The organism is Actinoallomurus oryzae, assembly GCF_039541955.1.
GTDB lineage: Bacteria > Actinomycetota > Actinomycetes > Streptosporangiales > Streptosporangiaceae > Actinoallomurus > Actinoallomurus oryzae.
The window spans coordinates 150,503-175,242 of sequence record NZ_BAABHF010000038.1; the positions used below are offsets into that span (position 1 = coordinate 150,503).

The window sequence follows — 24,740 nt, forward strand, 5'->3', positions numbered from 1 at the left end:
CTCAATGTTCGCGATGCACACTAGATGCCCACTTTGTGAACGTCAATGATCAACCTGCGAATTCGCGGCCTACCCGGTCGGCCGACCACCTCTTCTCAGTCTTGTCGGCGCAAGCTAAGACTTCGGCGCACTGACCTGATCAATTCCCCAGCGATTCATCGACAGGCCTGTCAAGTCGCGGTTGCGGTTGTGTGACCCAGGTCACTTTGATGTCGTCGTTGATGATGCGTAATGTGAACATCCAGTTCAGATCCTGACCAGGGCGCCGGAGTGCGTTACCAAGGGGGAAGCGCATGGCAGAGCAGGGCCAGTCCGACATCCAGGCCGTAAGCCGGATGGCCCAGATGCTCGGTCTGTTCGGACCAGAGGCCCCGGAGTTGTCGGTGTCGGAAGCGACGGAGCGGCTGCGCCTCAACCGGACCACGGTGCACCGGTACCTCACCTCGATGACCGCGGCCGGGCTCCTCGAACGCGGCGGCCAGCCCGCCAGCTACACACCGGGCAGCCTGATGATCCAGCTCGGCGCCTTCGCCATCGGGCAGCGGCGCGTCATCCAGCTCGCCCCCGACCACCTGCGGGAACTGACCGAACGGACGGGCGTCACGTCCGTGCTCTCACTGTGGGGGCCGTCCGGCCCGGTGGTGTCACTGGTCGAGGAGGACGCCGTGCACGGCACGATCGTCACGGTGCGTGTCGGCTCGCAGCTCCCCCTGGAAACCGCGCAGGCCATCGCGTTCCTGGCCTACCTTCCCGACCAGCTTCAGGTCGACCGGCTGCTGGCGTCCCTGCCGGCGGCCCAGCGCGCCGGGCTGGTCGAGCGCATCGAAACCACCCGGACGACCGGGCTGAGCATCTACCCGGCCAACCGGCGCGGCATCAGCGTCATCGCGGCACCGGTGTTCGCCGACTCGGGGGTCTGCGCCACCATCGCGGCGATCGGCACCGACCGGATGCTGCCGTCGGCCCCCGACGCCCGGACGGCCGTCGCCGCCCGGGAGACCGCCATGGCCCTGACCAGGGAGATGGGCGGAACGTGGCCCGGTCCCGAGAGCCACCCGAGCGAGTAGCCCAAGCGATTAGGACGAGAGCATGCCCACCCCATCGCACCCGCCCACCGTCACCGACACCGCCGTCGAACTCCACCACATCACCATGCGCTACAAGGCCAAGCGGGGCAGGACCGTACTGGCGCTGGACGGAGTCAGCCTGACCGTCCCCGAGGGCCAGTTCCTCTCGATCGTCGGCCCCAGCGGATGTGGCAAGAGCACCCTGCTCAAGATCATTATGGGCCTGACCCGGCAGAGCGAGGGCGAGGTGGCCTTCGGCCCCGCGCGCGACCACGAGAACCTGCTGGGGATGGTCTTCCAGCAGCCCCTGCTGCTGCCATGGCGCACCGTCGCGAAGAACATGACGATCTCCCACGACGTCGGGCCACGTCGCCCGCGCGCCGACCTCGACGAGCGCGTCGCCGAGCAACTGGACATGCTGGGGTTGCGCGACTTCGCCGACCAGTACCCCAGCGAGCTGTCCGGCGGCATGCAGCAGCGGGTCGGCATCGGCCGCGCGCTCCTGCACGACCCGCGGATCCTGCTGATGGACGAGCCGTTCGGCGCCCTGGACGCCATGACCCGCGACCAGATGGGGCTGGACCTGCTCGACATCTGGGAGCGGGACCGCAAGACCGTCCTGTTCGTCACCCACAGCATCCCCGAGGCCGTGCTCCTGTCCGACCGGGTCGTGGTCATGACCCCGCGGCCGGGCCGCATCGCCGAGGTCATCGACGTCGACCTCGCCCGGCCCCGCCGCCTGGAGGTCATCAACACCCCGGAGTTCGGCGAGATCGCCTCCCGCATCCGCGTCCTTCTCAACTCCGAACACAGCGCGCACTAGGGAGTGGTCATGAAGCTTGGCAACACGCGGGCGGACGAGCGAGTCGTGCCCGGCCCGGGTGCCGGCGACGGCGCGGGCCACACGCCGGCGCGCCGGCCGAAGGCCGGGCCGGCTCCCCGGCGGCAGATCCCCGGTTTCGTCCTCAGCTGGGGGCTGTTCCTCATCCTCGTCGGCATGTGGCAGCTGGTCGTGCGCGCCTTCGGCGTCTCGATCGTGCTCGTACCGGCCCCGTCGGACGTCGTGCGCTCGCTGGTGGACGGCCTGCAAAGCGGGTTCCTGCTGGAGCACATGTGGATCACGCTGAAGGAGATCCTCATCGGCTTCGGCCTCGCGATCGGCCTGGCACTGGTGTCGGCGGGCCTGATCACCCAGTTCCGCATCGTCGACAAGGCGTTCCTGCCGATCCTGGTGTTGATTCAGACCATCCCGAAAGTCGCGATGGCGCCGCTGCTGCTCATGTGGTTCGGCATCGGGATGACCTCCAAGGTCCTGACCATCGCGCTGATCGCCTACTTCCCGCTCCTGGTCAACTCCATCCTCGGGCTCCGTTCGGCCGAGCACGAGCAGATCGAGATGCTCAGATCGTTCGGCGCCAGCGAGTTCCAAATCATGCGCCGCCTGCGGGTGCCCATGGCACTGCCGCACATCTTCGCGGGCCTGGACGTCGCCGTGATCCTCTCGGTCACTGGTGCCGTCGTCGCCGAGTTCGTCGGCGCCACGGGAGGTCTCGGCTACACGATCCAGGCCACCAACTTCAACATGGACGTGGCCAGGACGTTCGCCGTCGTCGTGATGCTCTCGGTCATCGGCATGAGCCTGCACGCCGTCGTCGTCACGGCCAACCGGTGGCTGGTGTTCTGGGCACCGTCCAGGAAAGAGCACGCGCGTGATCTCTGAACTCCCGGACCTGTTCGCCGCGGACCGCGGCGTCCCGCTGGGCAACTGGATCAGATGACCGGCTCCGACCACGACCACGGGATCGTCCAGCGGGTGTTGGACGCGGGCGCCAGCGCCGAGCCCATTCCGCAGGTCACCGCGATGTCCCGTGACCGTGACCGGTCAGCTGCTTGAGGTTGTGTATCCCTGGAGTGCATGGGTGCATGCCGAAGGCGCCCGGCCTTCGCCGGGCGCCTTCGGTATAGGACAGATCAGGGTGTGTTGTTGGCCAGGGCGAGGAGCCGGTCGTGCGAGCCGTTGAACACGTCCTGGTCACCGGGGAAGGTGCCCGAGTCGGCCCACTGCCAGAAGGTGTAGAAGCCCCAGCCCGCGGGGAGGGTGCCGACGCTGCTGGAGTAGCGCGCGATGGCCAGCGGGTCGTTGCTCGCGTAGGCGCTGGTGTTGCCGGTGCAGGTCGTCCACCAGTCGGTGGTCGTGTAGATCGTGGCCCAGCGGCCGGTCTTGGCGTGGTACTCGTTCAGGAAGCTGGTGATCCATGAACGCATCGACGCCTGGCTGAGGCCGTAGCAGGTGGAGCCGTTCGGGTTGTACTCGATGTCGAGCATGCCGGGCAGCGTCTGGTTGTCCGCCGACCACGCGCCGCCGTGGGCGGCGAAGTAGTCGGCCTGGGCGGCGCCGCTCGAGCTGGCGGGCTGCGCGAAGTGGTACGCGCCGCGGACCAGGCCGGCGTAGTAGGCGTTGGTGTAGTTGGCGCTGAAGTTCGGGTCACGGTAGGACGTGCCCTCGGTCGCCTTGATGTAGGCGAACTGCGCGCCCTGGTTCTTGACGGTGGTCCAGTTGATGGTGCCCTGCCAGTGGCTCACGTCGAGCCCGGGCAGGCCTCCGGGAGCCAGGAGCGGCGTGGCGCCGGTCCGGTGCTCGTGGGCGGCGACGGTCGAGCCCATGTAGTCGCGCTCGGGGTGGGCCATGGGGTTGGGCGTGGCGGCGTGCGCGGGCACCGTGAGGCCGACGGTCGCGGCGCCGATGGCGGCCGCGACGGTGATGAGGGACCTCAGGCGGCGGGTGACGCGGGGGGATGCGGCCATGGGGGGCTCCTTCAAGGGGCGGGTTCCAAGAGGACTTGGCAGCACCTCGATTTCGACAGATTCTGACCATCTTTGCAATGGCGCCGAAGGTATTTTCCTTACCTCGGGTTTACCCACCGGTGAGTTTCGCCTCGTGAACGGCGCCTCCCCCGCCACCCGGCCTCATCCGGCCAGGCGTACGGCCTTGACGATCCGCGGTCGGTCGGGGCGCCCAGGCCATCCCGGACGGTTGAACGATCCTTGAACTTTCGGCTGCGCTGTCAGCGATCATCCGGCCGGAGCGCGCCCCCGGCGCGCGACAATGCCACCCATGACCGGAGAAGGTGAGGGTGCGGCGCCGTGCTCGCGGCTCGACGGCGCGATCCGGCTACCCGACGGCTCGTGGGTGCGCGGTCGCGGCCTGCGCTACCCGGCGCCCGATGGCCCGCGCCCGGCGTTCGGCCTCTACCTCGGCTCCGGCCGGCTCCGCCGCCGGCACGACGCCGCGCTGTCCTGGCCGCACTCCTGGATCGACTGGCCCGACTTCGGCGTGCCGCGCGACCGGCACCTGGCCGTACGGGAGATCCGCGCGCTGCATGAGCGGGCGCGGGCGGGCGCCCCGGTGGAGGTCGCGTGCGGCGGCGGCGTGGGCCGTACGGGGACCGTCATCGCGTGTCTCGCCGTGCTGAGCGGGCTGGACCCGTCCGAAGCCGTCGACTGGACCCGCGCCAACCATCACCGCCGGGCCGTCGAAACGCCCTGGCAGCGGCGCTGGATCGCGCGTTTCCCCACCCCCTGACACACCTGCGCGGAGCCGCGATCGCCCCGGCGGCCTCACGGCCGGCCGCGGGTTTCAGCAGGCGCCGTCGGAGTCGTCGTCCGCGGCCTCGGTGCAGATGACCTGTGTGCCGTTGACGGCCTGCTGAAGCAGGCCGTAGAGCGTCTCACGCTGGGTGTCGTCGAGCGAGCCGAGCACGTCGTTCTCGACCGCCGCGAGCGCGCACTCGGCCCTGGCGAGTACGTGCCCACCCTTCTCGGTGAGCACGACGACGTGACGCCGGCGGTCCTGGGGTGAGCGCCGGCGCTCGATCAGGCCGTCGGCCTCCAGGTCGTTGAGCAGCCCGACGACGTTGGTGCCGTCCATCTCCAGCGTGTCGGAGAGCTCCTGCTGCGGGCAGCCGCCCTGCTGGCGCAGCACCGTCAGCGTCACCAGGTGCCGCGGGCGCAGGCCCAGCGGCGCCAGCACCGACTCCGCGCGCAGCCGCATGCGGCGCGCGAGGTGGTCGAGGAGCGCGCCGGACCGGTGCACCGGCTGGTTCACCACGGAGTGCTCGACCACGAACAAGATTCTAGCCGAAACCGCCATCGATCCATGTGGTACAAATAGCTTGCCCTACACAAACGATTCACCAGGGACGAACTACCATGGCTCATCTGCTGCACATCGACTCGAGCATCAAGGGCGACCAGTCCGTCAGCCGGAAGCTCAGCGCCCGCGCCGCCGACGCGTGGCGCGCGGCTCACCCCGGCGGGACCGTCACGTACCGCGACCTCGGCGCACATCCGCTCCCCCACCTCGACACCGCGGGCGGCCTGGCGCGGATGGTTCCGCCGGAAGACCACACGCCGGCGCAGGCGGCGTCGTGGCGGCTCACCCAGGAGGTGATCGAGGAGGTCAGGCAGGCCGACACGATCCTGCTGGGCCTGCCGCTCTACAACTACGGCGCACCGAGCAGCGTCAAGTCCTGGGTCGACCACCTGATCGGGCCGGGCTCGGTCGACTACGAGAGCGGGACGGGTCTCCTCGACGGTCGCGAGTTCATCGTGCTGGCCAGCCGCGGCGGCGGCTACGCCCCCGGCACGCCCCGCGACGGATGGGACCACGCCGAGCAGTGGCTGCCGCACGGCCTGTCGATGACCGGCCTGGAGCCGCGCTTCATCACCGCCGAGCTGACGCTCGCCGAGAGCACGCCCGCGATGGCCGAGCTGATCCCGCTCGCCGAAAAGAGCCTCGCCCAGGCCGTGGAGGCGATCGACCGGCTCTGGACGCCGACGTCCGTCGCGGTCTGATCGCCAGGGGCCTGTCTCATGGGACAGGCCCCTCGGGCAGTTTCCTCACCGGAGTGTGGGGTGGGGCTCGGGTGGCCCGCCGAGCTCGTACCGCAGGGAGAGCGGAACCGTCCCATCGATGTCGGTGACGCCGAGGCGGGCGCCCAGCTCGGCGCCGATCAGCGCCCGGCCCGAGTACGTCATGAGGTCCGCCGAGGCGTACAGCGCGGCGATCACCCGGCCGGTGAATCGCGGCGACTCACGCCTCGTCGCCGGCCGGGCCTCCGGCGGCAGCTTGTCGAGGTACGCGCGGGCACGTTCGGTGTCCAGGCCGCCCATCCAGACCGAGACGGCGGCGACCCCGTACGGCCGGAGCTCCTTGGCCATGTCGGCGGCCATCTTGTCCGCGCCCGCCTTCTGCGCGCCGTACGCGGGCCCGTGGTAGTAGGCCACCGCGCCATAGTGGCCGGTGTTCACGATCAGCCCGCGGCCGTTCGCGATCAGCAGGGGCGCGGCGTGGAAGCTCGCGACGTAGTGCGACCGCAGACCGACGGTGATCAGATCGGCCGTCTCCAGCGGCTTCTCCCAGAAGCCGCCGGGCTCCGTGATGTCCACGAGCTTGGCCGCGTTGTTGACCAGGATGTCGAGCCGGCCGTGGTCGCGCCGCACGCGGGCGAACAGCTCCGCGACGGCCTCGTCGTCGGCGTGATCGACGTGAACGGGAACGCCGGTGCCGCCCGCCTCGTCGACGAGCGCCGCGGTCTCCGCGACCGTTCCGCCGTACGGCGAGTCGGCCGCCGTACGGCTGCGCCCCGTCACGTACACAGTCGCCCCGGCCTCCCCGAGCGCGACGGCGATCCCCTTGCCCGCCCCACGGCTGGCTCCCGTGACCACGGCGACTGTCATGACGGTCCCCCAAGTGTTAGATGCAGATCGAACACCTGTGAGTGTACGATCGGCATCGAACATGTCAATCCGGAGGCCGCCATGACCGAACCGGCGACACGACGCGCCCGGAACCTGGTCCACACGGACCCCGCCGAGGTCTCGCTGCAGGACGTGCTCGACGCGCTCGCCGACCCCGTACGCCGCTCGATTCTGCGTGAACTGTCCGCCGAGCCCGACTTCAGCCGCGCGTGCGGCACCTTCGACCTTCCGGTGTCGAAGGCCACGGCGAGCCACCACTTCGCCGTACTGCGCGCCGCCGGTCTGCTCGAACAGGTGGACCGGGGCTCCCGCCGGTTCAACCGCCTGCGGCGGGCCGAATTCGACGCTCGCTTCCCCGGCCTGCTGGCCCTCGTGCTGGCCGAGGCGCGCTGACGCCCAGTGCGCTCCGCCGTGCCGAGATGGGCCGCGCCGGCCGCGTGCTCGGCGTACACGGTCACCGCCGTACGCTCGCCGGCCTTGGCCGTGGCCTCGCAGGTGCCCATGCCCGAACTAGGCCTGAATGGAGCTGCCCGAGGCGGCGTTCGGGCAGATGTCGGACGCGGCCTGCCAGGAGCTCCGGTCGGCGTCCCGGGTCTTGTTCCAGTCGGGCAGCGCCGGGTCCGGCGGCCCCCGGCCGTCGGCCGCGCGGCTCGGTTCTCCCGGGCGAGACACCGCCTACCCCTCGTACGTGGCGTCCGGTCTTGAGGACTAACGTCCTGGTAGGGGACCTGATCAACCAGGAGGCACCGGATGAGACTTCCGTTGAGGGCGAGGACCCTGCCGGGCCGGGTGACCACCGGCGGGTACCTCCTGCACAGCGGGCTCGAGCACTGGAACGGCGGCGAGGAGCAGGCGGAGGGCCTCCACACGATGGCCTCGAACGCGTTCCCGTTCCTGAAGAGCATCCCCGCGCGCCGGTTCCTGCGCCTTCTGTCGGCCGCGGAGATCGCCACGGGCACGGCGCTGCTCGCTCCGGTCGTCCCGCCGGCCCTGGCCGGCGCCGCGCTCACCGGCTTCTCCGGCGGCATGCTCGCCCTGTACGCACGCACCCCGGCGTTCCGCAAGCCCGGCAGCATCTGGCCGAGCCAGGCGGGCCTCGGCGTCAGCAAGGACGTCTGGATGCTGGGCATCGGCCTGGACCTGCTCGCCGGCGCCGTCGCCGACCGCCGGAAGCACTGACCCCTCCTCCCGTACGGCCGACGGGCGGCCCGCGAGCCGACGGCCGGCGAAGGCCGCGAGGGCCGGTACCGCCGGAAGACCCGAGCGCCGGAGCACAGGGGCGGCCGGAAATGAGCGGTGTCGACCGGCATGTCGGTGTTACGGTGCCGAGGCCGGCCGCGGGACTCCGGTGCGACTTCCGGAACCCGCCTTGTAAGCGATGATTCGCAGCTCGTGCCCCCATTCCCCGGCCGGTCCCGGTGCTCGAGGGGGATTCCGATGGAGACCATGGCGGACCTGATCGCCGCGGACGACGTCCTGCTGTTCGTCAACGCGGCGATCACCTCCACGGGCCAGCGTGAGTTCCACTCCGGCGCGGAGGAGCAGAGCCTCTCGCTCGGCTTCCTGCACCGCTATTTGCTCGTCAACTACCGCGACCTGTACGCGGCCACGCTCGCACTCGACATCAACGACCACAACGCCGCGCTGATCGTGCGGAACCTGCTGGTCACGGCGGCCGAGGTCGATGTCGAGCGACGGCGGGCCGAGGGCCGCCTCATCGCGCGGAGGCTGGAGCTGCTGCCGCCCCCGCGGGTGTACGCCCTGTTCCGCGAGCTGCGCCGCGCGAGGGTCAACAACCGCCGTACCCGGGCGATCATGCGGGACTGGCTCGCCGCGCGCCCCGACCCGGCGTTCGACGCGGTCAAGTACCGCGGTGCGGTGAAGGACGCCGTACGCCACGCGCACCTGCGCCCGGACCGCGAGGAGGACGGCGAGCTCGGGCCGTTCCTGTTCGCGTTCCGGCGGCCGGCCGCGTACTGGACGCCGATCCTGGAGACCTGGCGACGGGCCCACTACGAGCAGGCCGCGCTCTACGACCTGCCGTACACGGTGGCGGAGGGGTTCGCGGCCAAGCACCGCATCCCGCGCGCCACGTTCCTGGAGCGGATCGCGCCCCGGCTCACCCGGCTCGAGCGGCTGCGCCTGCAGGAGTCCGCGCGCGAACGCGGAGCCGGCGCCGTACGGGCCGATCTGACGACCATGCCGCTCACCCGCCTGGCCTCGTACGTGCTCGGTCTCTCGATGGACGAGCGGGCGCGCCGCCGCGGCGAGCTGACCGGGGCGCTGCGCGCGTCCGCCCGGCGTACCGCCGGTGACCAGGCCGGGCGCTGGGGCCGGGTGGTCGCCGTCCTCGACGACAGCTTCTCGGCGTACGGGTCGGGCACCAAGCGCCGCCGCCCGCTCGCGGTCGCGCTCGCCTGCCACTTCCTGCTGGAGGCGCTCGCCGCCGACTACACGCCGCTGTGGGTGTCGGGCCGCGACGACGCGCTGCTCGTCCACCCGCACGGCGCGACGCCGCTCGGCGAACGCATCCTCGACGGGCTCGACCGCGGCCCCGAGCGGCTCGTCATCGTCTCGGACGGCTGGGACAACGCGCCGCCGGGCCTGGCCGGCGAGGTGCTCCGGGTCTGGCGCACCCGGCTGGACCCCGGCCACACCTGCGGCATCGTGCATCTCAACCCGGTCTACGACGCCGCCGGCTTCGACGTACGCCGGCTGGCCCCCACCGTGCCGACCGCCGGCATCCGCGACGCCGAGGACCTGGTCGCCCTGGCGGAGCTGGCGCGGTTCGCGGAGGGACGCACCGGGCTGCCCGCGCTCCGCGCCCACCTGGACCGCCGCGTCGCCGCCTTCCTCGGGGAGCAGACGTGATCGAGCTGACCGGCCTCACCACCCGTCCCGCCCAGGTCTGGGGCGGCGTACGGCTCGTTCCGCTGGTCCGTGAGACGCCGATCGAGGATCTGCGGCTCGACGTCCGGCTCTACGACGAAGACTTCGGCGTGGTCGCGGTCGACCCGCGGACCGCCTACTACTCCTACATCCCCCACGGGTACGTGGCGACGTGGGACCACGCGCCCGCGGCGGCGTACGGGACCCAGCTCCTGGACCCGGCCGATCGGACGCGAGCGCCCGACCGGATGGCGTTGCGGTTCCACCGGCGCATGGCACGCCGCGTGGACAAGAACCGCCTGCGGTTCCTGCCGCTGCACCTTGCCCTGGAGGGCTACCTGGCGCTGCACTTCGGCGGGCCGGAGATCGCGTGGGAGGAGTGGTCGCAGCGCGCGATCCGCCACGGGCTCTCGCCCCGCGTCGAGGAGGCCTACACCGGTGCGCTGGTGCGGGGCCTGGACGACGCCCTCCGCGTCTTCGAGATCCACGCCGGTCAGTGCGGCCTGCTCGTGTACGTCGCGGACGCCCTCGCCTCCGCCTTCGTCGTGCCGCACCCCGCCGACTACCGCGCCCTGCACGCCACTCTGCTCCTCGACCTGTACGGCGAGCTGATCTACCACTACGCGATGCTGAGCATGCCGGTGCCCGACTTCCGCGCGCGCGTCGCGGACGCGAACGTGCGCTCGCTCGCGGACCTGCGCGCCGAGGCCGCGCGGCAGCACGAGGAGTGGGCGGCCTTCCACGACGGGGCCATGGCGGCCGGGCTGCTGGAGGCGGACTACACCTACGAGCGCGTGTACGACCTGGGCCCGTACCGGCTGTCCCGGTTCCTGCCGCCGTTCGAGCGGCGGCGCGACAACCACATCGGCGAGGTGATCACCGGCGAGAGCGGGCAGGTCGCGTACCTGAAGACGTTCCGGCTGTCGGAGAACCAGGTCCGCCGTGGCCGCCTGCTGACCGTCCTCGCCGCGAACGACTGGAGCCTGCCCGGCACCGCCACCGCGCTCGGCGTCACCGAGCCCGAACTCGGCCGCCGCATCGAGAACGCCGGCTTCGGCCACCTGCTCCGCCAGGACGTCCGCGACCACTACCGCGCCCGCCGCCGCGCCGGCTGAGATCGCGGTGCGAGGCCGCCCGGAGACCCCTGCGTCCCTAAGGTGTCCCCATGAGATCGAGGTGGCGGCGGAACGCCGACGGTGATGGACTGGCGGCGCTGCCGGAACAGGCGGTGCTGGCGATCGTCGCGGAACAGCTGAGCGAGATGTCCGGCCGTCCCTTCGAACTGGAGAACGGCCGCGTGAAGGGACCCGGGTCGACCGCCGTCGTTCTCGCGAAGCGGCCGGACCACGCGGGCGGCGACGGGCACCTGGACCTCGACTTCGTGCTCAACGTCGACCGCCCGCAGGACACCACGATCACCGACTGCGTGGCCGGGTACGGCGAAAGTCCCGAGGCCAAGGTTCGCCAAGCGGTCGAGATGTGGGCGGGCACCACGGTCTCGGCGGTACTGGAACTCCTGGCGCAGAACGGCCGCTTCGCCGCCCACCTCGCCCCCGACGATCCCGACGGGCTGCCCGGCTGGCACGCCATCCACGGCGGCGTCATCGGCTGGGGCACGGGCGAACGATACGAAGCCGCGTCGCAGTGGCTGGGCGACCACGCGGTCCTGCCCGACCTGGCGCCCGCCCTGACCGGCGAACCGTTCGAGCGCGACCACCTCATCGGAGTCAAGGTCTTCTTCGGCAGCACCGACGGCACCGACACCGCGGAAGTACGCGTCAACGGCAGAGTCCACCCGGCCGCCTCCCAGGCCCTGCGGGACATCGCCTGGCCCCGCACCGCCGGCAGCACCTACGCGCGCACGTTCATCCTGCTCGTCCACGGCCCCGAGGCGCACTGATCCCCGGCACCGCCGACGTCGGCGCCCGTCCGTGAGGCCGGCGCTCACCTTCGTCCTCCCCTGCGCTGACCAGCCGCTTCCTACGTTTGTCCGCACCACGAGCGGGGGGACGGCCGAATGCACAAGACCGCACGACCGCGCCGGCGTACGGCCGTGGCAGAGGCCGTCGAGGCTGCTCGCCGGCGGGCTGTCGTTCCTGCCGGCGTGGGCGGAGCCGGTCACCCACGCCGGCCATCTCGACGACGTCCTGGCGCTGACGTTCGCGGTCGCTGCTGCGTGTCGGGTACGTCCTCGTCGTGGTCGCGGTCGTCCTGCTGCCCGGCCGGCGCGGCCGACCCGCAGCGAGCCCGGGTCCGGCACGGCCGGCCGTGGCCTGACCGAACGCGTCACCCTGCCCGTCGTGAGCGACGACACCGCCACGGCCGAACACGAGGATCTGCTGTTTCTTCCTCAACCGCCCGCGCGTCGCGGTCGTCCACACGTCGGAGGGGCTCACGGACGGCGAACAGCGCGCTCCGGACGTGCCGAACATCCTCGACGGGCCCTGACGAGGGCGATCACAATGGAGGGATGGAGCCGGAGGAGGTGCTGCGCCATCTTCACACGCCCGCGGACCACCTCGCGCCGGCGGCTGACCCCTCGACCGGGGAAGATGTGCTGCGCGGCCTCGCGCGGAGCCCGTACCCCTTCGTGTGGCAGGCCCTGGCCGCCAACCCGAGCACCCCGCCCGACGTGCTCGGGCGGCTTCGTTCCCAACGGGACAGCGTCTGGAACGACAACCTGCTGCTGGCTCGAATCGCCGGCCATCCACGCGCCGATCGGGCCGTCCTGCTCGGCCTGCTCGACGAGCTCGGAGACCGGCTCTCCGCCGGAGACCGGCCCTTCGCCGCCGTGCTCGCCCTCGCTGAACGCGCGGAGCTCACGCGGGACGAGGTTCTGAGCCTGGCCGGCCTGCCGGGTGCGTCGGCGCGGTTGCGGCGAGGCATCAGATCCCGTCTCGCCCGGCGGGAATCGGGTTTCCCGGCGTCTCCGGGGTGGGACGTACGTGAGGACGCCGCAGCGGGAGATGGGTCGTGTCGATAACGGGCGAGGTCCGGCAACAGGTCGTCGGCGTGATGGAGCTGTCGGCGCAGGCGCGGGAGTCCGTGGAGGAGGCCGGCGAACTCGTCGATGCGGCGGCTCGACGCCTGACCGCCGTGCTCGCCGCCTCCCGTGATCCGCAGGCCGAGCAGGCCGTACGCTCGCTGCTCCTCGCGCAGGAACGCCTGGCCGAGATCGCCGGGCTGTTCGGCTGGGTCGCGGGCGAGCTTCCCGTCTTCCTGAACCGCCTCGGCCAGGCGCCGAGCGCCGCGGCCGGCGATGGACCGGCGGTGACGACCTCGCACCGCCGCGGCGGGGAGAAGGGCACCGCGGTGTCGAGGCCCGAGCGTCCCGAGCAGCCCGAGGCCCCCGAGGAGAGGCCGTACATGGGCTGGTGGGGCACGAGGTCACGGGAGGTCGCCGACGCCGGCACCGCCGAGAGCGTCATCGGGGAGGCCGCCGACCGCCTCCTGACCGACGGGCCCCGCGGGGTCGCGATCCGCTTCGGCAGGGGCGAACGCGAACAGGCCCCGCTGCGGATCTACATCGACACGTCCGCGGGCCGGGCCGCCGTCTCGTGGCAGGGCAGCGCGGGCGTGGAGTCCGGCGTCGACCCGGACGAACCGCTGGTCGTCGAGGAACACCCGAAGCGCCCGCCGGTCACCATCCCGCCGGAGCGCGCCCGCGTCACCCCGGCGACCGCGATCCGCGCCGCCCGCGAGTACGTCGAGACGGGCCGGCGACCGACCTGCCTGAGCTGGAACGCCGATCCGCCGCCGTCCCGGGTGGAGGAGATCCGAACCGGGAGGCTCGCTAGGTGAGCGTGTCGGCGAGGAACGTGCGGATGGCGGCGAACGAGCGTTCGTCGGTGGGCCGGTCGTAGGCGACGCCGCCCGATCCCGGTACCGCGTTCCGGTGGGTGAAGCCGTGCTGGGCGCGGCCGTAGACGGTGAGTCGCCAGTCGGCGTCGGCGCGGTTCATCTCCTCGGTGAAGGCGACCACGTCGTTCATGGGCACGTGCGGGTCCGCCGCGCCGTGGCAGACGAGGATCTTCGCCTTGACGGCCCCGGCCTCGGCGGGCCGGGAGGTCGCGAGCGTGCCGTGCACGCTCACCGCGCCGGCGAGGTCGGCTCCCTCACGCGCGAGCGTCAGCGCGGCCATTCCACCGAAGCAGAAACCGACGGCGGCTCGGCCCGCTCCGGCTTCGGGGCACCCGGTGAGGGCGTCGAGCCCGGCCTGGGCCCGCCGCACGAGATGGCCGGGGTCGTCGCGCATCGCCATGATGGTGGCCATGGTCCGCTCGCGGTCGCCCCTGACGCCGGCGCCGAACATGTCGCAGGCGAGGACGGCATATCCCAGCTCGGCGTACCGTCGCGCCTGGTCACACGCGTGATCGTCGAGGCCGGCGCCGCCGTGGATGAGGAAGATGCCGGGCCGGGGACCGTCGCGGGTCTCGTCCCAGAAGAACCGGCCGTGCAGCTCGACGTCTCCGTCGGAGTACGGCAGATCGCGCGCCGCGATGGCGGGGGAAGTGGCTCTTTCCGGAGTATTCAACATGCGATGGAGGCTAACACCGGGAATTGCTTCTATTGCTCCATCATATCACAATTAATTGAATTTGGATAGCAATTCCTAATTGCGGTTGCGTCTCAATGGAGAAGGGGGCGGACGCCGCGCGTCCGCCCCCTCCGCCTCACGTTCTAGTGGTGGTGAGACATGCCGGGACCGCCGTGGTGGGCCGGAGCGCCGGGCCGGTTCGAGCCGCCGCCCGGGTGGTTCCAGGCACCTCCCGAGTGGCCCGGCTGGTTCCAGCCGCCACCCGGACGGCCTGGGTGGTTCCAGCCGCCGCCCGGATGGCCTGGATGGTTCCAGCCGCCGCCCGGGTTGACCGGGTGGTTCCAGCCATTGCCGGGATGCACCGGGCGGTTCCAGCCCGGGCGGCCCGGCCGGACCCACACGGGCCGGTGCAGCACCATGCCCCGGTGGTACCAGCCGCCGATGTGGAAGATCGGGACGGCCGGGCGGACCCAGGTCCCCTGGTACGGCGAGGCGACGCGGAGCACCTCGGCGACCGCGGCGTCGGCCGGAACACACTGCACCGGCACGCTGCCCGCCTCCGCGCTGTTGGCGGTGAGCTCGATGCCGCCGACGCTCAGCAGGTCGGTACCGCCCATGACCGGGGCCCAGTCGCCGACCATGTCGCCGGTGAGCGTCCCCTGGGCCGGCACGGCCCCGCCGCCCCCGGTGACCTGGAAGGTCGAGCGCTCCGCGCCCCGTACGTTGATCCATGCCGCCCCGCTCCAGGACGAGATGGGAAGCGGCGCCTGCAGGCTCAGGCTCGAGATGTGCAGACGGAACCGGGACGGGCCGTCGAACGTGGTCCCGGGCGAGGCGAGCCATCCGTTGAGGACGGCGGCGGTCTGCCCGAGGTTGCCGATGTTGCAGGTGAAGGCGGCGGAGAACGCGGAGGCCTGGGCAGGCGCCTGCCCCACGACGACGCCGAGGCCACCGACCGCGAGTGCCGTCGTGGCGGTCACGGCGCGCCTGCCGAGCGATTTGATCATCTGAGCTCCTTGTAGGTAGATCTCAGAGACCGACGCCATCACCCGCCCAAGTGCGCCACGGGCGCGCCGCAGGCCCTTTTGCCAGGTCCGATGACGATCAGTACCGGGCCATGGCCGAACCGGCGCCGTACGCGGCCGGGCGGGTCGGAGCGCCCACCCGATCGCCGGGACGGCCGTCCCTCGCCGCGGCGTATACGACGTATGAGCGCAGGTGAACCGGCGTCGAGGCCCCTGGTCAACCCCGAAGGACGGACCGTAACGTGGGTTCTAGCACGGCTGCAGGGGGGTGCAGTGATCGTGTCCGATGCCACGACCCTCGGTGACCGGCTGAAGCTCCTCCGGCACGAACGCTCCATGACCCGGGGAGAGCTCGCCGACCGGTCCGGGGTGAACACCGATGTGATCGAGAAGCTGGAGCACGGACGCCGGCAGACCGCCCGTGTCACCTGGCTGATGAAGCTCGCCGGCGCGCTGAGGACGGAGCTGTCCGGCCTGCTCGGCGGGCCCCGCCGCTCCGGCAGCGCCGTACACGACGCCGTGACCGCGCCGGAGTCCACTCCCGGCATGGATCCGGACGACGCGGGCGAGACCCCCGACCTCGGCGAACTGCGCCGCGCCGTCGACGGCACGTGGCGCGCCTACTGGTCGGGCGACCTGCCGCACGTGGCGATGAGACTTCCGGGCCTGCTCGGCGAGACGCGCCTCGCCCACCGCGGCCTGGGTGCGCGCGCCGCGACACCGCTCGCCGACGCGCACCATCTGGCCGCGCGCCTGCTGTCGAGCCTGGGCGAGACCGACCTGGCGGCGCTGGCCGCGCGGGAGGCGATCGAGGCCGCCGAGAGCGGCGACGACGAACTGCGATGGACGGCGCTGCACGGCTCGTACTGCTCGGCGCTCCTGCACCAGAACCGCTGCCGGATCTGCGAGGACCACGCCGTGCACATCGCCGAGGACACCGAGCCGCCGCTGGGGGCCGCCGAACTCCGCCGCCTGACGGTGTGGGGCAACCTCATCCTGACCGCGATGGCCGCCGCGGGCACGACCACGAGGGCGGGCGCGGTGAACGACTACGTGGGACTGGCCCGCTCGGCGGCGGACCGCTTCGACGGCGAGCGCCTCGACTACCACGTACGGTTCGGCCCGTCGGAAGTGGCGATGCACGCCACGCACGCGTACGCGCTCCTGCGGGAGCCCGGCCTGGCCCTGCAGGCGGCCGGCGCCGTGCACCGAGAGGACCTCCCGCGCGCGATGTACGGCCGCCACCTGCTCGACGTGGCCCAGGCCCAGGCCCAGCTCATGGACCTGCGGGCGGCCGAGTCGACGCTGCAGGAGGCCGAGAGCCTGTCCCGCCGGTCGTTCCGCGACCACGGCCCGGCGTACCCCCTGGTCGGCGAGCTGATCGAGGAGATGGCCCACGTCTCCCCCGACCTGCGCCGCATGGCCCGAGAGGTCGCGCTCGAAGGCTAAGAGCGCCGGCTCTAGGGCAGCGGACGTGCGTCGGCGGACGGCTGCTCTTCACCCGTGCTCTGCGCCACCGGCTGCTCGGCGCGGTGTACGCAACGACGCACGTCCACGATCGCTCTGACGGCGCATACCCCGGCCATGATCCAGGCGATCACGGTGCCGCCGGCCAGGACGGCGTAGCACGCGGCGGCCACCAGTGCCACGGCGGTCGTGAGGTGACACGCGACCGTCAGGGAGCGCGGAACGGCGTTCCGCGCCTCGGTCCCCCGCGCCGTGCCGAAGGCGCCCGCGCCCAGGGCCACTCCGACGGCGGCGAGGACGTACGCCACGATCTCCGCGACACCGTGGGACCCGGGGGCCGCCGCCACGACCACCACCCGGACCGCGGCCAGCCAGGACAGCAGCCCCAACGCGGTGAACAGCACCCGGCCCGTCACGGGCGGCTGCGGCAGCGCGGCCCCGAACCGCCAGGTGAACGCTCCCCAGCAGGACAGGAACAGCGTGAGGTTCAGCAGCCCGGACCAGGTCGTCGTCGACATGGTCGACTCCACCGCGGCTCCCGCCAGCGACAGCAGCGCCGGCAGGCCCCAGCGCCAGGCCGACGGCGCGCTGTCGATGCGGCTCACGGTGGGTGCCGCGATGAGCGCGTAACCGGCCACGGCGGCCAGGCCTCCCACCACGGTGGGAAGCTCCAGCCTCAGAGGGTGGGAGCTCACGGCCAGGACGACGGCCAGGAGAACGACGACCTGGCCCAGGGCGGCGGCGATGCGCTGCCGCGTGACCTGTCCGGCCGCCGGTTCGCGCAGGGGCCGGAGCCGCCAGGACTCCCAGGGGTCGTCGGACTCTCCCTTGTCGAACCGCTCGCGCGCCTCGCGCTGCTCCGCGGTCAGGCCCCGGGACGTCTGCTGGCGGCTCTCCTGCCGAGTCGGCGCCTCGGGCCCTCCGGCGCGCGCCCGTTCGGCCTCCCGTCGCTCGGTCTCCCGCCGCTCGTCCCGCGCGACGTCGCTCTCACTCGCCGCCGGTGCGACGGTCCCGAGGGTGCCCAGGAGCACGACCAGGAGTGCCAACACGGTGGGATAGGGGAAGTGCAGGTACTTTCCCAGGTTTCCCACCGGGACCGGCGACGCCTCTCTCGTGCGCTCGTACATGGGCCACAGCATGATCGCGACCGCGGTCAGCGGAAGCGACGCGACGAGCGGCACCAGTACGCCGCGGATGCCGCGGGACAGGCGCGCCGCGCTGGTCGCCGTGCCCACTCCCAGGAACACCAGCACGGCGCCGACGCCTCCGAGCACCTCCGCCCCGGCCCACTGGTCGGTCTTGGCGTCCTTCCGGCCGTTCCTGATCGCCTCCTCGTACGTGAAAGTGCGGTTCTGCCAGGCACGCGAGCCAGTGACTATGCAGCGGTCCCCCGGGCTCATCTGCTTGCCGTCACAGCTCGGCGTGCCGGTGTATTCGGCTCTGGGCGCGTCATGCCCTGATTGCACCGCGTGAGTCACGATCAACCAGCCGGCGACCAGCATCAAGACGCCGAACAGCACGCCGAGCCAGCCGATCTTCTCCTTGCGCATGCGCTTCCCATCACCGCGGTCACGTCGGATCCCGTTGGGGTCCGATCGAGTCTCCTACGAATCAGGGCGGCCGTACGCTGAAGGAACGCTGGTTGTGGATAATCCACGTCCGACGCCGACGACGTCGGGTGACCGCGCACGCGGCCGGCAGTTCGGCCGGCCGGCTCTTCCCGGGAGTCGAAGAACCACATCGGCAGGGCACTGACCGGCTCGCGCGACCTTCGGCTCCCGTACCGTCCTGCCGCGTTGGGAGCGCTTTACCGAATCCGACGTTGCATGATCATGCATTAGTGTGCATACTTCTACTCATGTCCAAGGTGCTGACCTCTCTGCCTGTCGGCGAACGTGTCGGGATCGCCTTCTCCGGCGGCCTCGACACATCGGTAGCGGTCGCGTGGATGCGCGAGAAGGGTGCCGTGCCGTGCACCTATACCGCCGACATCGGCCAGTACGACGAGCCCGACATCGCCTCGGTGCCCGGGCGCGCCACCGCGTACGGCGCGGAGGTCGGCCGGCTGGTCGACTGCCGGGAGGCTCTCGTGGAGGAGGGGCTCGCGGCCCTGGCCTGCGGGGCGTTCCACATCCGCTCCGGTGGCCGCGTCTACTTCAACACCACCCCGCTCGGCCGGGCCGTCACGGGCACGCTGCTGGTCCGCGCGATGCTCGAGGACGACGTGCAGATCTGGGGTGACGGCTCGACCTTCAAGGGCAACGACATCGAGCGGTTCTACCGCTACGGCCTGCTCGCCAACCCCTCGCTGCGGGTCTACAAGCCCTGGCTCGACGCCGACTTCGTCAGCGAGCTCGGCGGCCGTACGGAGATGTCGGAGTGGCTGCTCGCCCGCGGCCTGCCCTACCGCGACAGCACCGAGAAGGCCTACTCCACCGACGCGAACATCTGGGGCGCGACCCACGAGGCGAAGGCGCTCGAACACCTCGACGCGGGCATCGAGATCGTCGACCCGATCATGGGCGTACGGTTCTGGGACCCCAAGGTCGAGATCGTCACCGAGGACGTCACGATCGGCTTCGAGCAGGGACGGCCGGTCACGATCAACGGCAAGGAGTTCTCCTCCGCCGTCGACCTGGTGCTGGAGGCCAACGCGATCGGCGGCCGGCACGGCATGGGCATGTCCGACCAGATCGAGAACCGCGTCATCGAGGCCAAGAGCCGTGGCGTCTACGAGGCCCCGGGCATGGCGTTGCTCCACGCGGCGTACGAACGGCTGGTCAACGCGATCCACAACGAGGACACCCTCGCCAGCTACCACAACGAGGGCCGGCGGCTGGGCCGGCTGATGTACGAGGGCCGCTGGCTGGACCCGCAGGCGCTGATGCTGCGCGAGTCGCTGCAGCGCTGGGTCGGTACGGCGGTCACCGGCGAGGTGACCCTACGGCTGCGGCGCGGCGAGGACTACTCCATCCTCGACACCTCCGGGCCGGCGTTCAGCTACCACCCGGACAAGCTCTCCATGGAGCGCACCGAGGACTCCGCCTTCGGCCCGGTGGACCGCATCGGCCAGCTGACGATGCGCAACCTCGACATCGCCGACTCGCGTGCCAAGCTCGAGCAGTACGCCGGGCTCGGCATGGTCGGCAGCCGGCAGCCGATGCTGATCGGCGCCGCCCAGGCGGCCTCGACGGGCCTGATCGGCGCGATGCCCAAGGGCGGAGCCGAGGCGATCGCCTCCCGCGGAGAGGTCACGGGCGACGACGAGTTGCTCGACCACGCCGCCATGGAGGCCGGCAACGACTGACCCCACCGGCGGCCGGCACGCCGGACGGCGGCACGCCGGTTCCCGCGCCTCGGGGGCGCGGGAACCGGGCGCTGCGAGCTGACGCGCCGCAACCGCAGGGCGGCGGCCGCCACCGGTGGCGGGACCGTGGGTCAGCCGACGGCGCCGCGGGCGCCGTCGGCCACGGTGATGCCCGAGGCGAACTTCACCATGGTCGTGACGTTCCAGTTGAGCGAGTGCGGCAGCTGGACCATGACGTTCAGCGGAACCTCGGCGAGCCCGGGGGCGGGCCGGCCTCGCTGGTCGGTCCGGAAGATGAGGGTGACCGAGTAGCCCGCGCCCTTGTGGGCGAAGAACCATCCCTTGTGCCCGTTGACCTCGACGGCCTGATCACCGGACTTGGGGAACGGGTTGAGGTCGCCCTCGACCACGATCTTGTCCTTGTACGAGCCGCCCTTGGGCGTGCCGGCCCGGTGCAGGACCAGGGCGATGCTGTCCGCGGAGGCGACCTCCCAGCCCTGGGGGATCGACCGGAGCGTGTAGCCCTTCGGCTGCGCGCCCTCGTACGCGACCAGGGCGACGCCCGTCGTCGCCGGGCCGCCGGTCGAGGAGCCGGGGCCCGCGGACGGACGGGAGTCCCCGGCGGGAGTGCCGGCCAGCAGGAGCACACCGGCGAGACCGGCGGCGACCACACCGGTTCCCGCGGTGAGGGCGGCACGACGGCGGCGCCGCCGTGCCAGCAGGGCGCGGCCCCGGGCGATGTCGGGCTCGGCGTCCGGCCAGGGACCGGAGGTACGGATGTCCTCCGGGACGACCTCGGACAGCAGGGAACGCACGTCGTTCATCGAGAATCCTTTCGACCGACTCGGCCACCGCCGAGTCGAGAGTTGGCTGAGGAAGGGCCCACCGGGACGGATCAGGACGGGGCGGCGACCAGTGAGGCGCGCAGGCGGTCGAGGGCCTTGGCGTTCATGCTCTTGACCGTCCCCTTCGCGCAGCCCAGGGCGGAGGCGGTGTCCTCGATGCTCAGGTCGAGTTCGTGACGGAGCACGACCACGGCTCGCATCCGTGGCGGCAGGCCCGCGAGCGCCCGCCGTACCGCACCTCCGTCGAGCTGGCCGTCGACGTCGCCGAACGCGTCACCGGACGCGGCCGTGTCGGGCAGCTCGCCGGTCGTCTTCTCCCGCCGCCACCACGGCCGTCGCGTCTCGTCCAGGAAGGCCGAGACGACGGCCCTGCGGGCGTACGCCTCGGCGCTCTGCCGTATCCGCGGCCAGGCGACGTACACCCTCGCCAGCGCCGTCTGGACGACGTCCTCGGCGAGAAACCGGTCACCCGCCGTCAACATGCAGGCGGTGCGGAGCAGACTCACCCGGCTCGCACCGACGAAATCCGAGAACTCACGGTCCCGGGCCGTTCGGATCATGTGTACCTCCTCACGGCCTAGACGGAACACGACGGCGAAAAGGTTCTACGGCGGCGCGGTTCCCCCTGCGGCCCGAACTTATCGGAGCCACATTCCGCGGCCGAGCCCCTTCGCTGCGACCATGGACTCCATGACGGATCGCGGGGGCGGCACGGGCGGCCCGCTCACCCACGTGCGCTGGATCGCCGGCGGGACCGGGGCGGGCAAGAGCACGGTGGCCGCCGCCCTGGCGGAGCGGTACGGCGTCCGGGTCTACGACGGCGACCGTGCCGAACACCGCTGGCTGGCGCGATGCACACCCGACCGCCACCCGCACCTGCACGCCGCGCGGGACCGGCCGCCGGGCGCCCTGTGGGCGGAGCGCTCGCCGCAGGAGGTCTTCGCGGGCATGGCGAGTCTGCAAGGAGAGACCGTCGGATTCCTGGCCGAGGACCTCGCCGCCGCGCCGTCCGATCGCATCACCGTGGTCGACTACTTCGGCATCCTGCCCGGCCATCTCCTGCCGCTGTTGCACCGGCCGGACCACGCGGTCTTCCTGGTGCCCACGGCAGGGTTCCGGGCGAGGAAGCTCCGGGAGCGCTACGCCGATCCGGCCCGCGCCCGCGCCAACTGGGGCGACCAGGATCCCGAGGCCATGCTGGCCAAGCGCCTCGCCCGCGACGCCCTGTGGGACGACGAGGTCCGCCGTCAGGCGCGGGCCCACGGGCTGGACGTGATCACGGTCGACGGCCACACGCCCGCCGCCGACATCACCCGCCGGCTGGCAGGCCGGTTCGGCCTGGAACCCGCCCGCCGGTAACGCCGGCGCCCGGTAGGAGACGGCCTCTCGCGATTCCGCCGAGGCGGCGCACCGGCCCGGTGACGGATCGGGGACATCGCGCTCGTGATCACCATGGCGCCGGCCGCCTCTGAACCCTCACCCGGGTGGCCGGAGCCGGTCGGCGATCGTCATCGTTCTCGGGACCCGTCCCGAGAACCTGGGCGGACAATCGGCATGGCCGCGCCCGTACCGGGACAGGGAGTGACGACGATGGATCATCCGGTGTATGCCGCACCGCCCCCCGAACCACCCCCCACGCCGCCTCCCGCCGCGCCCGCGCCGCGGGCGTGCGATCCGGCCGCGGCGGCCCTCGGCAACGCGTCCCTGCTCGGCGTCGGTTACCTCATGCTGGGCCGGCGCAGGCTCGCCCTCGCCGCGGTGCTGGTCACCATCGTGCTCGTGTCCGTGCTGGTCTCGGTCGCCCGTACCTGGTTCGAGGTCCTTGTGCTGCTGTGGTGGGCCGCGGTCATCGCGCACGGATGGTTCCTGGCGCGCGGGCGGGGCGACGCCGGGAACGCGGTGCGCAGGCAGCGTCTGATCGCGCTCGGGGTCACGGTCGTGGTGCTGCTGGCCGTGGGGCTGCTGCGGTTCGACGCCTCCCGGATCCACCACAGTGTCACCGAGGCCCGTGAGAGCGGCGACTGCGCGCGGGTGCTGAGCGCCCACGGCAGAGTGTGGATCGGTGTCCGCATCGCCGACGCCCCGCTGACCGGGCGCAGCGACGAGGCCGCCCACGCGTGCCGCCGGCTGCGGGCGGCCAGGACCCAGCTGGCGACCGGGCTGACCGGCGACACCGGCGCGCTGAAGGCGGGGTTCGCCACTCTCGGGTCGGTCCTCGACGAGCCCGGCAACGCCAAGACGGTCGAGACGGTCCTGAACGGGTTCCTCGGCGGCCTGCCGGCCAAGGATCCCTGCCATACCGCGGCGGTCACCGACTGGCTCCGCGACCGGCAGCCGACCCACGACGCGCTGGACCGGTCCGCCGGCATCGTCGGGCAGACCGCGCCCGCCGCGCTCGTCGGCTGCGGCGACAGCCTGATGGCGGCCAGAGCCTGGGCGAGCGCACGGACGCGCTATCAGCAACTGCTCGACCGGTATCCCGGCGACCAGCTCACGAGCAGGGCCCGCGACGGAGTCAAGAAGGCCACGCAGACCATCGAGCTGGAGAACGTCCGCAGCCTGCTCGACGGCTCGACCGACGACCAGCCCGCGTACTGCTCCAAGCCGGCGAAGTACAGCGGCGCCGCGTCGTACGGGAAAGGCACCAATCGCGCGCTGTTCTACGGCAACGACACCTACCGCAAGAAGCTCCCGGGCTCATGGCGGACCACCGACCCCGCCCACGCCGTGCTCGTGATCTGCGCGGGCGAGCGGCACTACGGGAGCACCGTCCAGAGGTGCCCGTACCGGAGCAAATTCGGGACCGGTTCCCTGACGTACGTGGCGTTCCACAAGATCGCGATTCCGGTGAAGGTATACGAATTGCGGACCGGAAAGCGCGTGGCCAAGCGCGATATACAGATCAGCGGCGCGACCTGCCCCAGGGTCATTCACTACACCACGTACGCCGGCCTCGACGCCGGCCCGCCTTCCAAGCAGTACGTCAAAGCGTCCGAGTCCGACGTGCGCGCCGGCTTCCGGTCGCTGATCAAGCGGTGAGCGGAAAGGGGGATTTCACCGCGAACCTTCGTCCCTTCATAGAGGTCTAACTGGACATGTAAGCAACCGTCCGGGGAGGTCTTACAAGTGAAGCTCAAGCGCCTGCACACCACCGCCGTTGCGGCCTGTGGCGGCGGGATGATCGCTCTCGCCCTCACCGGCTGCAACTCCAGCGGCGACACGTCGGCGTCATCCGGCTCGGCGCGCCCCTCCGGACCGGCGGCATCGGCGGGCGCGGTGTCGTCCAAGAGCGACGGCGCCCGCGGCAAGGACGGCCGAACGCCGCACGCCGGCCGCACGCCGCACGCCGGCCGGAGCGACACGCCGAGCTGCATGGCCGCCGAACTCCGCGCCGAGCTTCAGGTGCAGACGTCCAACTCCGAGGAGAAGGGCATCGGCACGCTGATCCTGAGGAACAGGTCGAACCACAGTTGCCTGCTTCCGGCCGGCTGGGCGCCGATCGGCACCGGCGGGCCGTACGACTACACGCCGCTTCCCGCCACCCGGGTCGACTACCCCGGCCGCGGAACGAACATCACCCTGCACGCCGGCGGCTCGGCGTTCGCCGGGATGAGATGGCACACCGGCTCGGGCTGCGGCACCACCTCCGGACTCGGCGTCGCCTGGCACAGCTCCTGGATTCCGCTGCGGTACCTCGGCCTGAACGGCAACAGGCCGCCGATCTGCGACTCACTCGTCCTGGGCACGCTTCAGCCCACCACGAACGGCGTCAACTTCACCTGACCGGCCCGGCCGCCGCGCGTACGGCAGGACGCCATCGGGAGCGGGAACCCGCTCAGGGGG

The 24,740-nt window shown here is 71.7% G+C and carries 26 protein-coding genes; 17 read left to right on the plus strand and 9 right to left on the minus strand.

What is annotated here, in order from left to right; genetic code table 11:
- Positions 1–293 precede the first annotated feature (293 nt).
- Genes ABEA10_RS30680 through ABEA10_RS30690 form a run of 3 tightly spaced genes read left to right on the plus strand, consistent with a single transcriptional unit; the run spans position 294 to position 2,787 of the window.
- On the plus strand, positions 294–1,067 hold the full coding sequence (locus tag ABEA10_RS30680; protein ID WP_345469824.1) for an IclR family transcriptional regulator: 774 nt from the start codon (positions 294–296) through the stop codon (positions 1,065–1,067).
- A gap of 22 nt (positions 1,068–1,089) precedes the next feature.
- Positions 1,090–1,890 (plus strand): ABC transporter ATP-binding protein, encoded by an 801-nt coding sequence (locus ABEA10_RS30685; protein ID WP_345469826.1) that lies wholly within the window; start codon positions 1,090–1,092, stop codon positions 1,888–1,890.
- A 9-nt stretch (positions 1,891–1,899) separates the two neighbouring features.
- Positions 1,900–2,787, plus strand: a complete 888-nt coding sequence (locus ABEA10_RS30690) for an ABC transporter permease (RefSeq protein ID WP_345469828.1) — start codon at positions 1,900–1,902, stop codon at positions 2,785–2,787.
- Positions 2,788–3,038: 251 nt separating this feature from the next.
- Here the strand turns inward: ABEA10_RS30690 and ABEA10_RS30695 are convergent, their stop codons facing one another.
- A complete protein-coding gene (locus ABEA10_RS30695; protein ID WP_345469830.1) occupies positions 3,039–3,872 on the minus strand; it encodes a GH25 family lysozyme in 834 nt (277 codons plus the stop codon).
- Positions 3,873–4,182: 310 nt separating this feature from the next.
- Here ABEA10_RS30695 and ABEA10_RS30700 point away from each other — a divergent pair, with 310 nt between their 5' ends.
- Positions 4,183–4,650 carry a protein-tyrosine phosphatase family protein gene (locus ABEA10_RS30700; RefSeq protein ID WP_345469832.1) on the plus strand — a complete coding sequence of 156 codons (468 nt, stop codon included), beginning with the start codon at positions 4,183–4,185 and terminating at the stop codon, positions 4,648–4,650.
- Positions 4,651–4,704: 54 nt separating this feature from the next.
- Here ABEA10_RS30700 and ABEA10_RS30705 read toward each other — a convergent pair whose 3' ends face one another.
- Complete coding sequence (locus ABEA10_RS30705; protein ID WP_345469834.1) at positions 4,705–5,190, minus strand: MarR family winged helix-turn-helix transcriptional regulator; 486 nt, start codon at positions 5,188–5,190, stop codon at positions 4,705–4,707.
- A gap of 86 nt (positions 5,191–5,276) precedes the next feature.
- On the opposite strand from ABEA10_RS30705, the gene ABEA10_RS30710 reads away from it, so the two are divergent.
- The gene (locus ABEA10_RS30710) at positions 5,277–5,921 is read left to right on the plus strand and encodes an FMN-dependent NADH-azoreductase (RefSeq protein WP_345469836.1); all 645 of its coding nucleotides are present in this window, start codon (positions 5,277–5,279) and stop codon (positions 5,919–5,921) included.
- A gap of 45 nt (positions 5,922–5,966) precedes the next feature.
- On the opposite strand, the gene ABEA10_RS30715 is transcribed toward ABEA10_RS30710, so the two are convergent.
- Entirely contained in the window at positions 5,967–6,806 is an 840-nt protein-coding gene (locus tag ABEA10_RS30715; RefSeq protein ID WP_345469838.1) for an SDR family NAD(P)-dependent oxidoreductase, read from the minus strand.
- Positions 6,807–6,887: 81 nt separating this feature from the next.
- On the opposite strand from ABEA10_RS30715, the gene ABEA10_RS30720 reads away from it, so the two are divergent.
- Positions 6,888–7,220 carry an ArsR/SmtB family transcription factor gene (locus ABEA10_RS30720; protein ID WP_345469840.1) on the plus strand — a complete coding sequence of 111 codons (333 nt, stop codon included), beginning with the start codon at positions 6,888–6,890 and terminating at the stop codon, positions 7,218–7,220.
- Positions 7,221–7,337: 117 nt separating this feature from the next.
- Here ABEA10_RS30720 and ABEA10_RS30725 read toward each other — a convergent pair whose 3' ends face one another.
- The gene (locus tag ABEA10_RS30725; protein ID WP_345469842.1) at positions 7,338–7,499 is read right to left on the minus strand and encodes a hypothetical protein; all 162 of its coding nucleotides are present in this window, start codon (positions 7,497–7,499) and stop codon (positions 7,338–7,340) included.
- Positions 7,500–7,577: 78 nt separating this feature from the next.
- Here ABEA10_RS30725 and ABEA10_RS30730 point away from each other — a divergent pair, with 78 nt between their 5' ends.
- From ABEA10_RS30730 to ABEA10_RS30755, 6 genes are all read left to right on the plus strand, one after another.
- Complete coding sequence (locus ABEA10_RS30730; protein ID WP_345469844.1) at positions 7,578–8,006, plus strand: hypothetical protein; 429 nt, start codon at positions 7,578–7,580, stop codon at positions 8,004–8,006.
- 258 nt (positions 8,007–8,264) lie between these two features.
- Positions 8,265–9,698, plus strand: coding sequence for a hypothetical protein (locus ABEA10_RS30735; RefSeq protein WP_345469846.1), 1,434 nt, complete (start codon positions 8,265–8,267; stop codon positions 9,696–9,698).
- Entirely contained in the window at positions 9,695–10,831 is a 1,137-nt protein-coding gene (locus ABEA10_RS30740; RefSeq protein ID WP_345469848.1) for an ARPP-2 domain-containing protein, read from the plus strand. The genes ABEA10_RS30735 and ABEA10_RS30740 overlap by 4 nt, the downstream gene beginning before the upstream one ends.
- Positions 10,832–10,881: 50 nt before the next feature.
- Positions 10,882–11,616 (plus strand): DUF6348 family protein, encoded by a 735-nt coding sequence (locus ABEA10_RS30745; protein ID WP_345469850.1) that lies wholly within the window; start codon positions 10,882–10,884, stop codon positions 11,614–11,616.
- A gap of 570 nt (positions 11,617–12,186) precedes the next feature.
- Complete coding sequence (locus tag ABEA10_RS30750) at positions 12,187–12,699, plus strand: variant leucine-rich repeat-containing protein (RefSeq protein ID WP_345469852.1); 513 nt, start codon at positions 12,187–12,189, stop codon at positions 12,697–12,699.
- Positions 12,690–13,517: an Imm1 family immunity protein gene (locus ABEA10_RS30755; RefSeq protein WP_345469854.1), complete on the plus strand. Its 828-nt coding sequence runs from the start codon at positions 12,690–12,692 to the stop codon at positions 13,515–13,517. The genes ABEA10_RS30750 and ABEA10_RS30755 overlap by 10 nt, the downstream gene beginning before the upstream one ends.
- On the opposite strand, the gene ABEA10_RS30760 is transcribed toward ABEA10_RS30755, so the two are convergent.
- Positions 13,510–14,253: a dienelactone hydrolase family protein gene (locus ABEA10_RS30760; protein WP_345469856.1), complete on the minus strand. Its 744-nt coding sequence runs from the start codon at positions 14,251–14,253 to the stop codon at positions 13,510–13,512. The genes ABEA10_RS30755 and ABEA10_RS30760 overlap by 8 nt on opposite strands.
- Positions 14,254–14,396: 143 nt before the next feature.
- Positions 14,397–15,260 carry a hypothetical protein gene (locus tag ABEA10_RS30765; RefSeq protein ID WP_345469858.1) on the minus strand — a complete coding sequence of 288 codons (864 nt, stop codon included), beginning with the start codon at positions 15,258–15,260 and terminating at the stop codon, positions 14,397–14,399.
- Positions 15,261–15,557: 297 nt separating this feature from the next.
- Between ABEA10_RS30765 and ABEA10_RS30770 the strand changes: the two genes are divergently transcribed.
- Positions 15,558–16,727: a helix-turn-helix domain-containing protein gene (locus tag ABEA10_RS30770; protein ID WP_345469860.1), complete on the plus strand. Its 1,170-nt coding sequence runs from the start codon at positions 15,558–15,560 to the stop codon at positions 16,725–16,727.
- 11 nt (positions 16,728–16,738) lie between these two features.
- Here the strand turns inward: ABEA10_RS30770 and ABEA10_RS30775 are convergent, their stop codons facing one another.
- Positions 16,739–18,295, minus strand: a complete 1,557-nt coding sequence (locus tag ABEA10_RS30775) for a hypothetical protein (protein WP_345469862.1) — start codon at positions 18,293–18,295, stop codon at positions 16,739–16,741.
- Positions 18,296–18,603: 308 nt separating this feature from the next.
- Between ABEA10_RS30775 and argG the strand changes: the two genes are divergently transcribed.
- Positions 18,604–20,052 (plus strand): argininosuccinate synthase, encoded by a 1,449-nt coding sequence (gene argG / locus ABEA10_RS30780; RefSeq protein WP_345469864.1) that lies wholly within the window; start codon positions 18,604–18,606, stop codon positions 20,050–20,052.
- Positions 20,053–20,183: 131 nt separating this feature from the next.
- Here the strand turns inward: argG and ABEA10_RS30785 are convergent, their stop codons facing one another.
- Together ABEA10_RS30785 and ABEA10_RS30790 are read right to left on the minus strand one after the other, a co-directional pair.
- The gene (locus ABEA10_RS30785; protein ID WP_345469866.1) at positions 20,184–20,876 is read right to left on the minus strand and encodes a hypothetical protein; all 693 of its coding nucleotides are present in this window, start codon (positions 20,874–20,876) and stop codon (positions 20,184–20,186) included.
- Between the two features lie 71 nt (positions 20,877–20,947).
- Complete coding sequence (locus ABEA10_RS30790) at positions 20,948–21,457, minus strand: SigE family RNA polymerase sigma factor (protein ID WP_329244306.1); 510 nt, start codon at positions 21,455–21,457, stop codon at positions 20,948–20,950.
- A 130-nt stretch (positions 21,458–21,587) separates the two neighbouring features.
- On the opposite strand from ABEA10_RS30790, the gene ABEA10_RS30795 reads away from it, so the two are divergent.
- The 3 genes from ABEA10_RS30795 (at position 21,588) to ABEA10_RS30805 (ending at position 24,680) form a co-directional block, all read left to right on the plus strand.
- Positions 21,588–22,256 (plus strand): hypothetical protein, encoded by a 669-nt coding sequence (locus tag ABEA10_RS30795; RefSeq protein WP_345469869.1) that lies wholly within the window; start codon positions 21,588–21,590, stop codon positions 22,254–22,256.
- 231 nt (positions 22,257–22,487) lie between these two features.
- Positions 22,488–23,936 (plus strand): tetratricopeptide repeat protein, encoded by a 1,449-nt coding sequence (locus ABEA10_RS30800; protein WP_345469870.1) that lies wholly within the window; start codon positions 22,488–22,490, stop codon positions 23,934–23,936.
- An 87-nt stretch (positions 23,937–24,023) separates the two neighbouring features.
- Positions 24,024–24,680 carry a hypothetical protein gene (locus ABEA10_RS30805; RefSeq protein WP_345469872.1) on the plus strand — a complete coding sequence of 219 codons (657 nt, stop codon included), beginning with the start codon at positions 24,024–24,026 and terminating at the stop codon, positions 24,678–24,680.
- Positions 24,681–24,740: the final 60 nt, after the last annotated feature.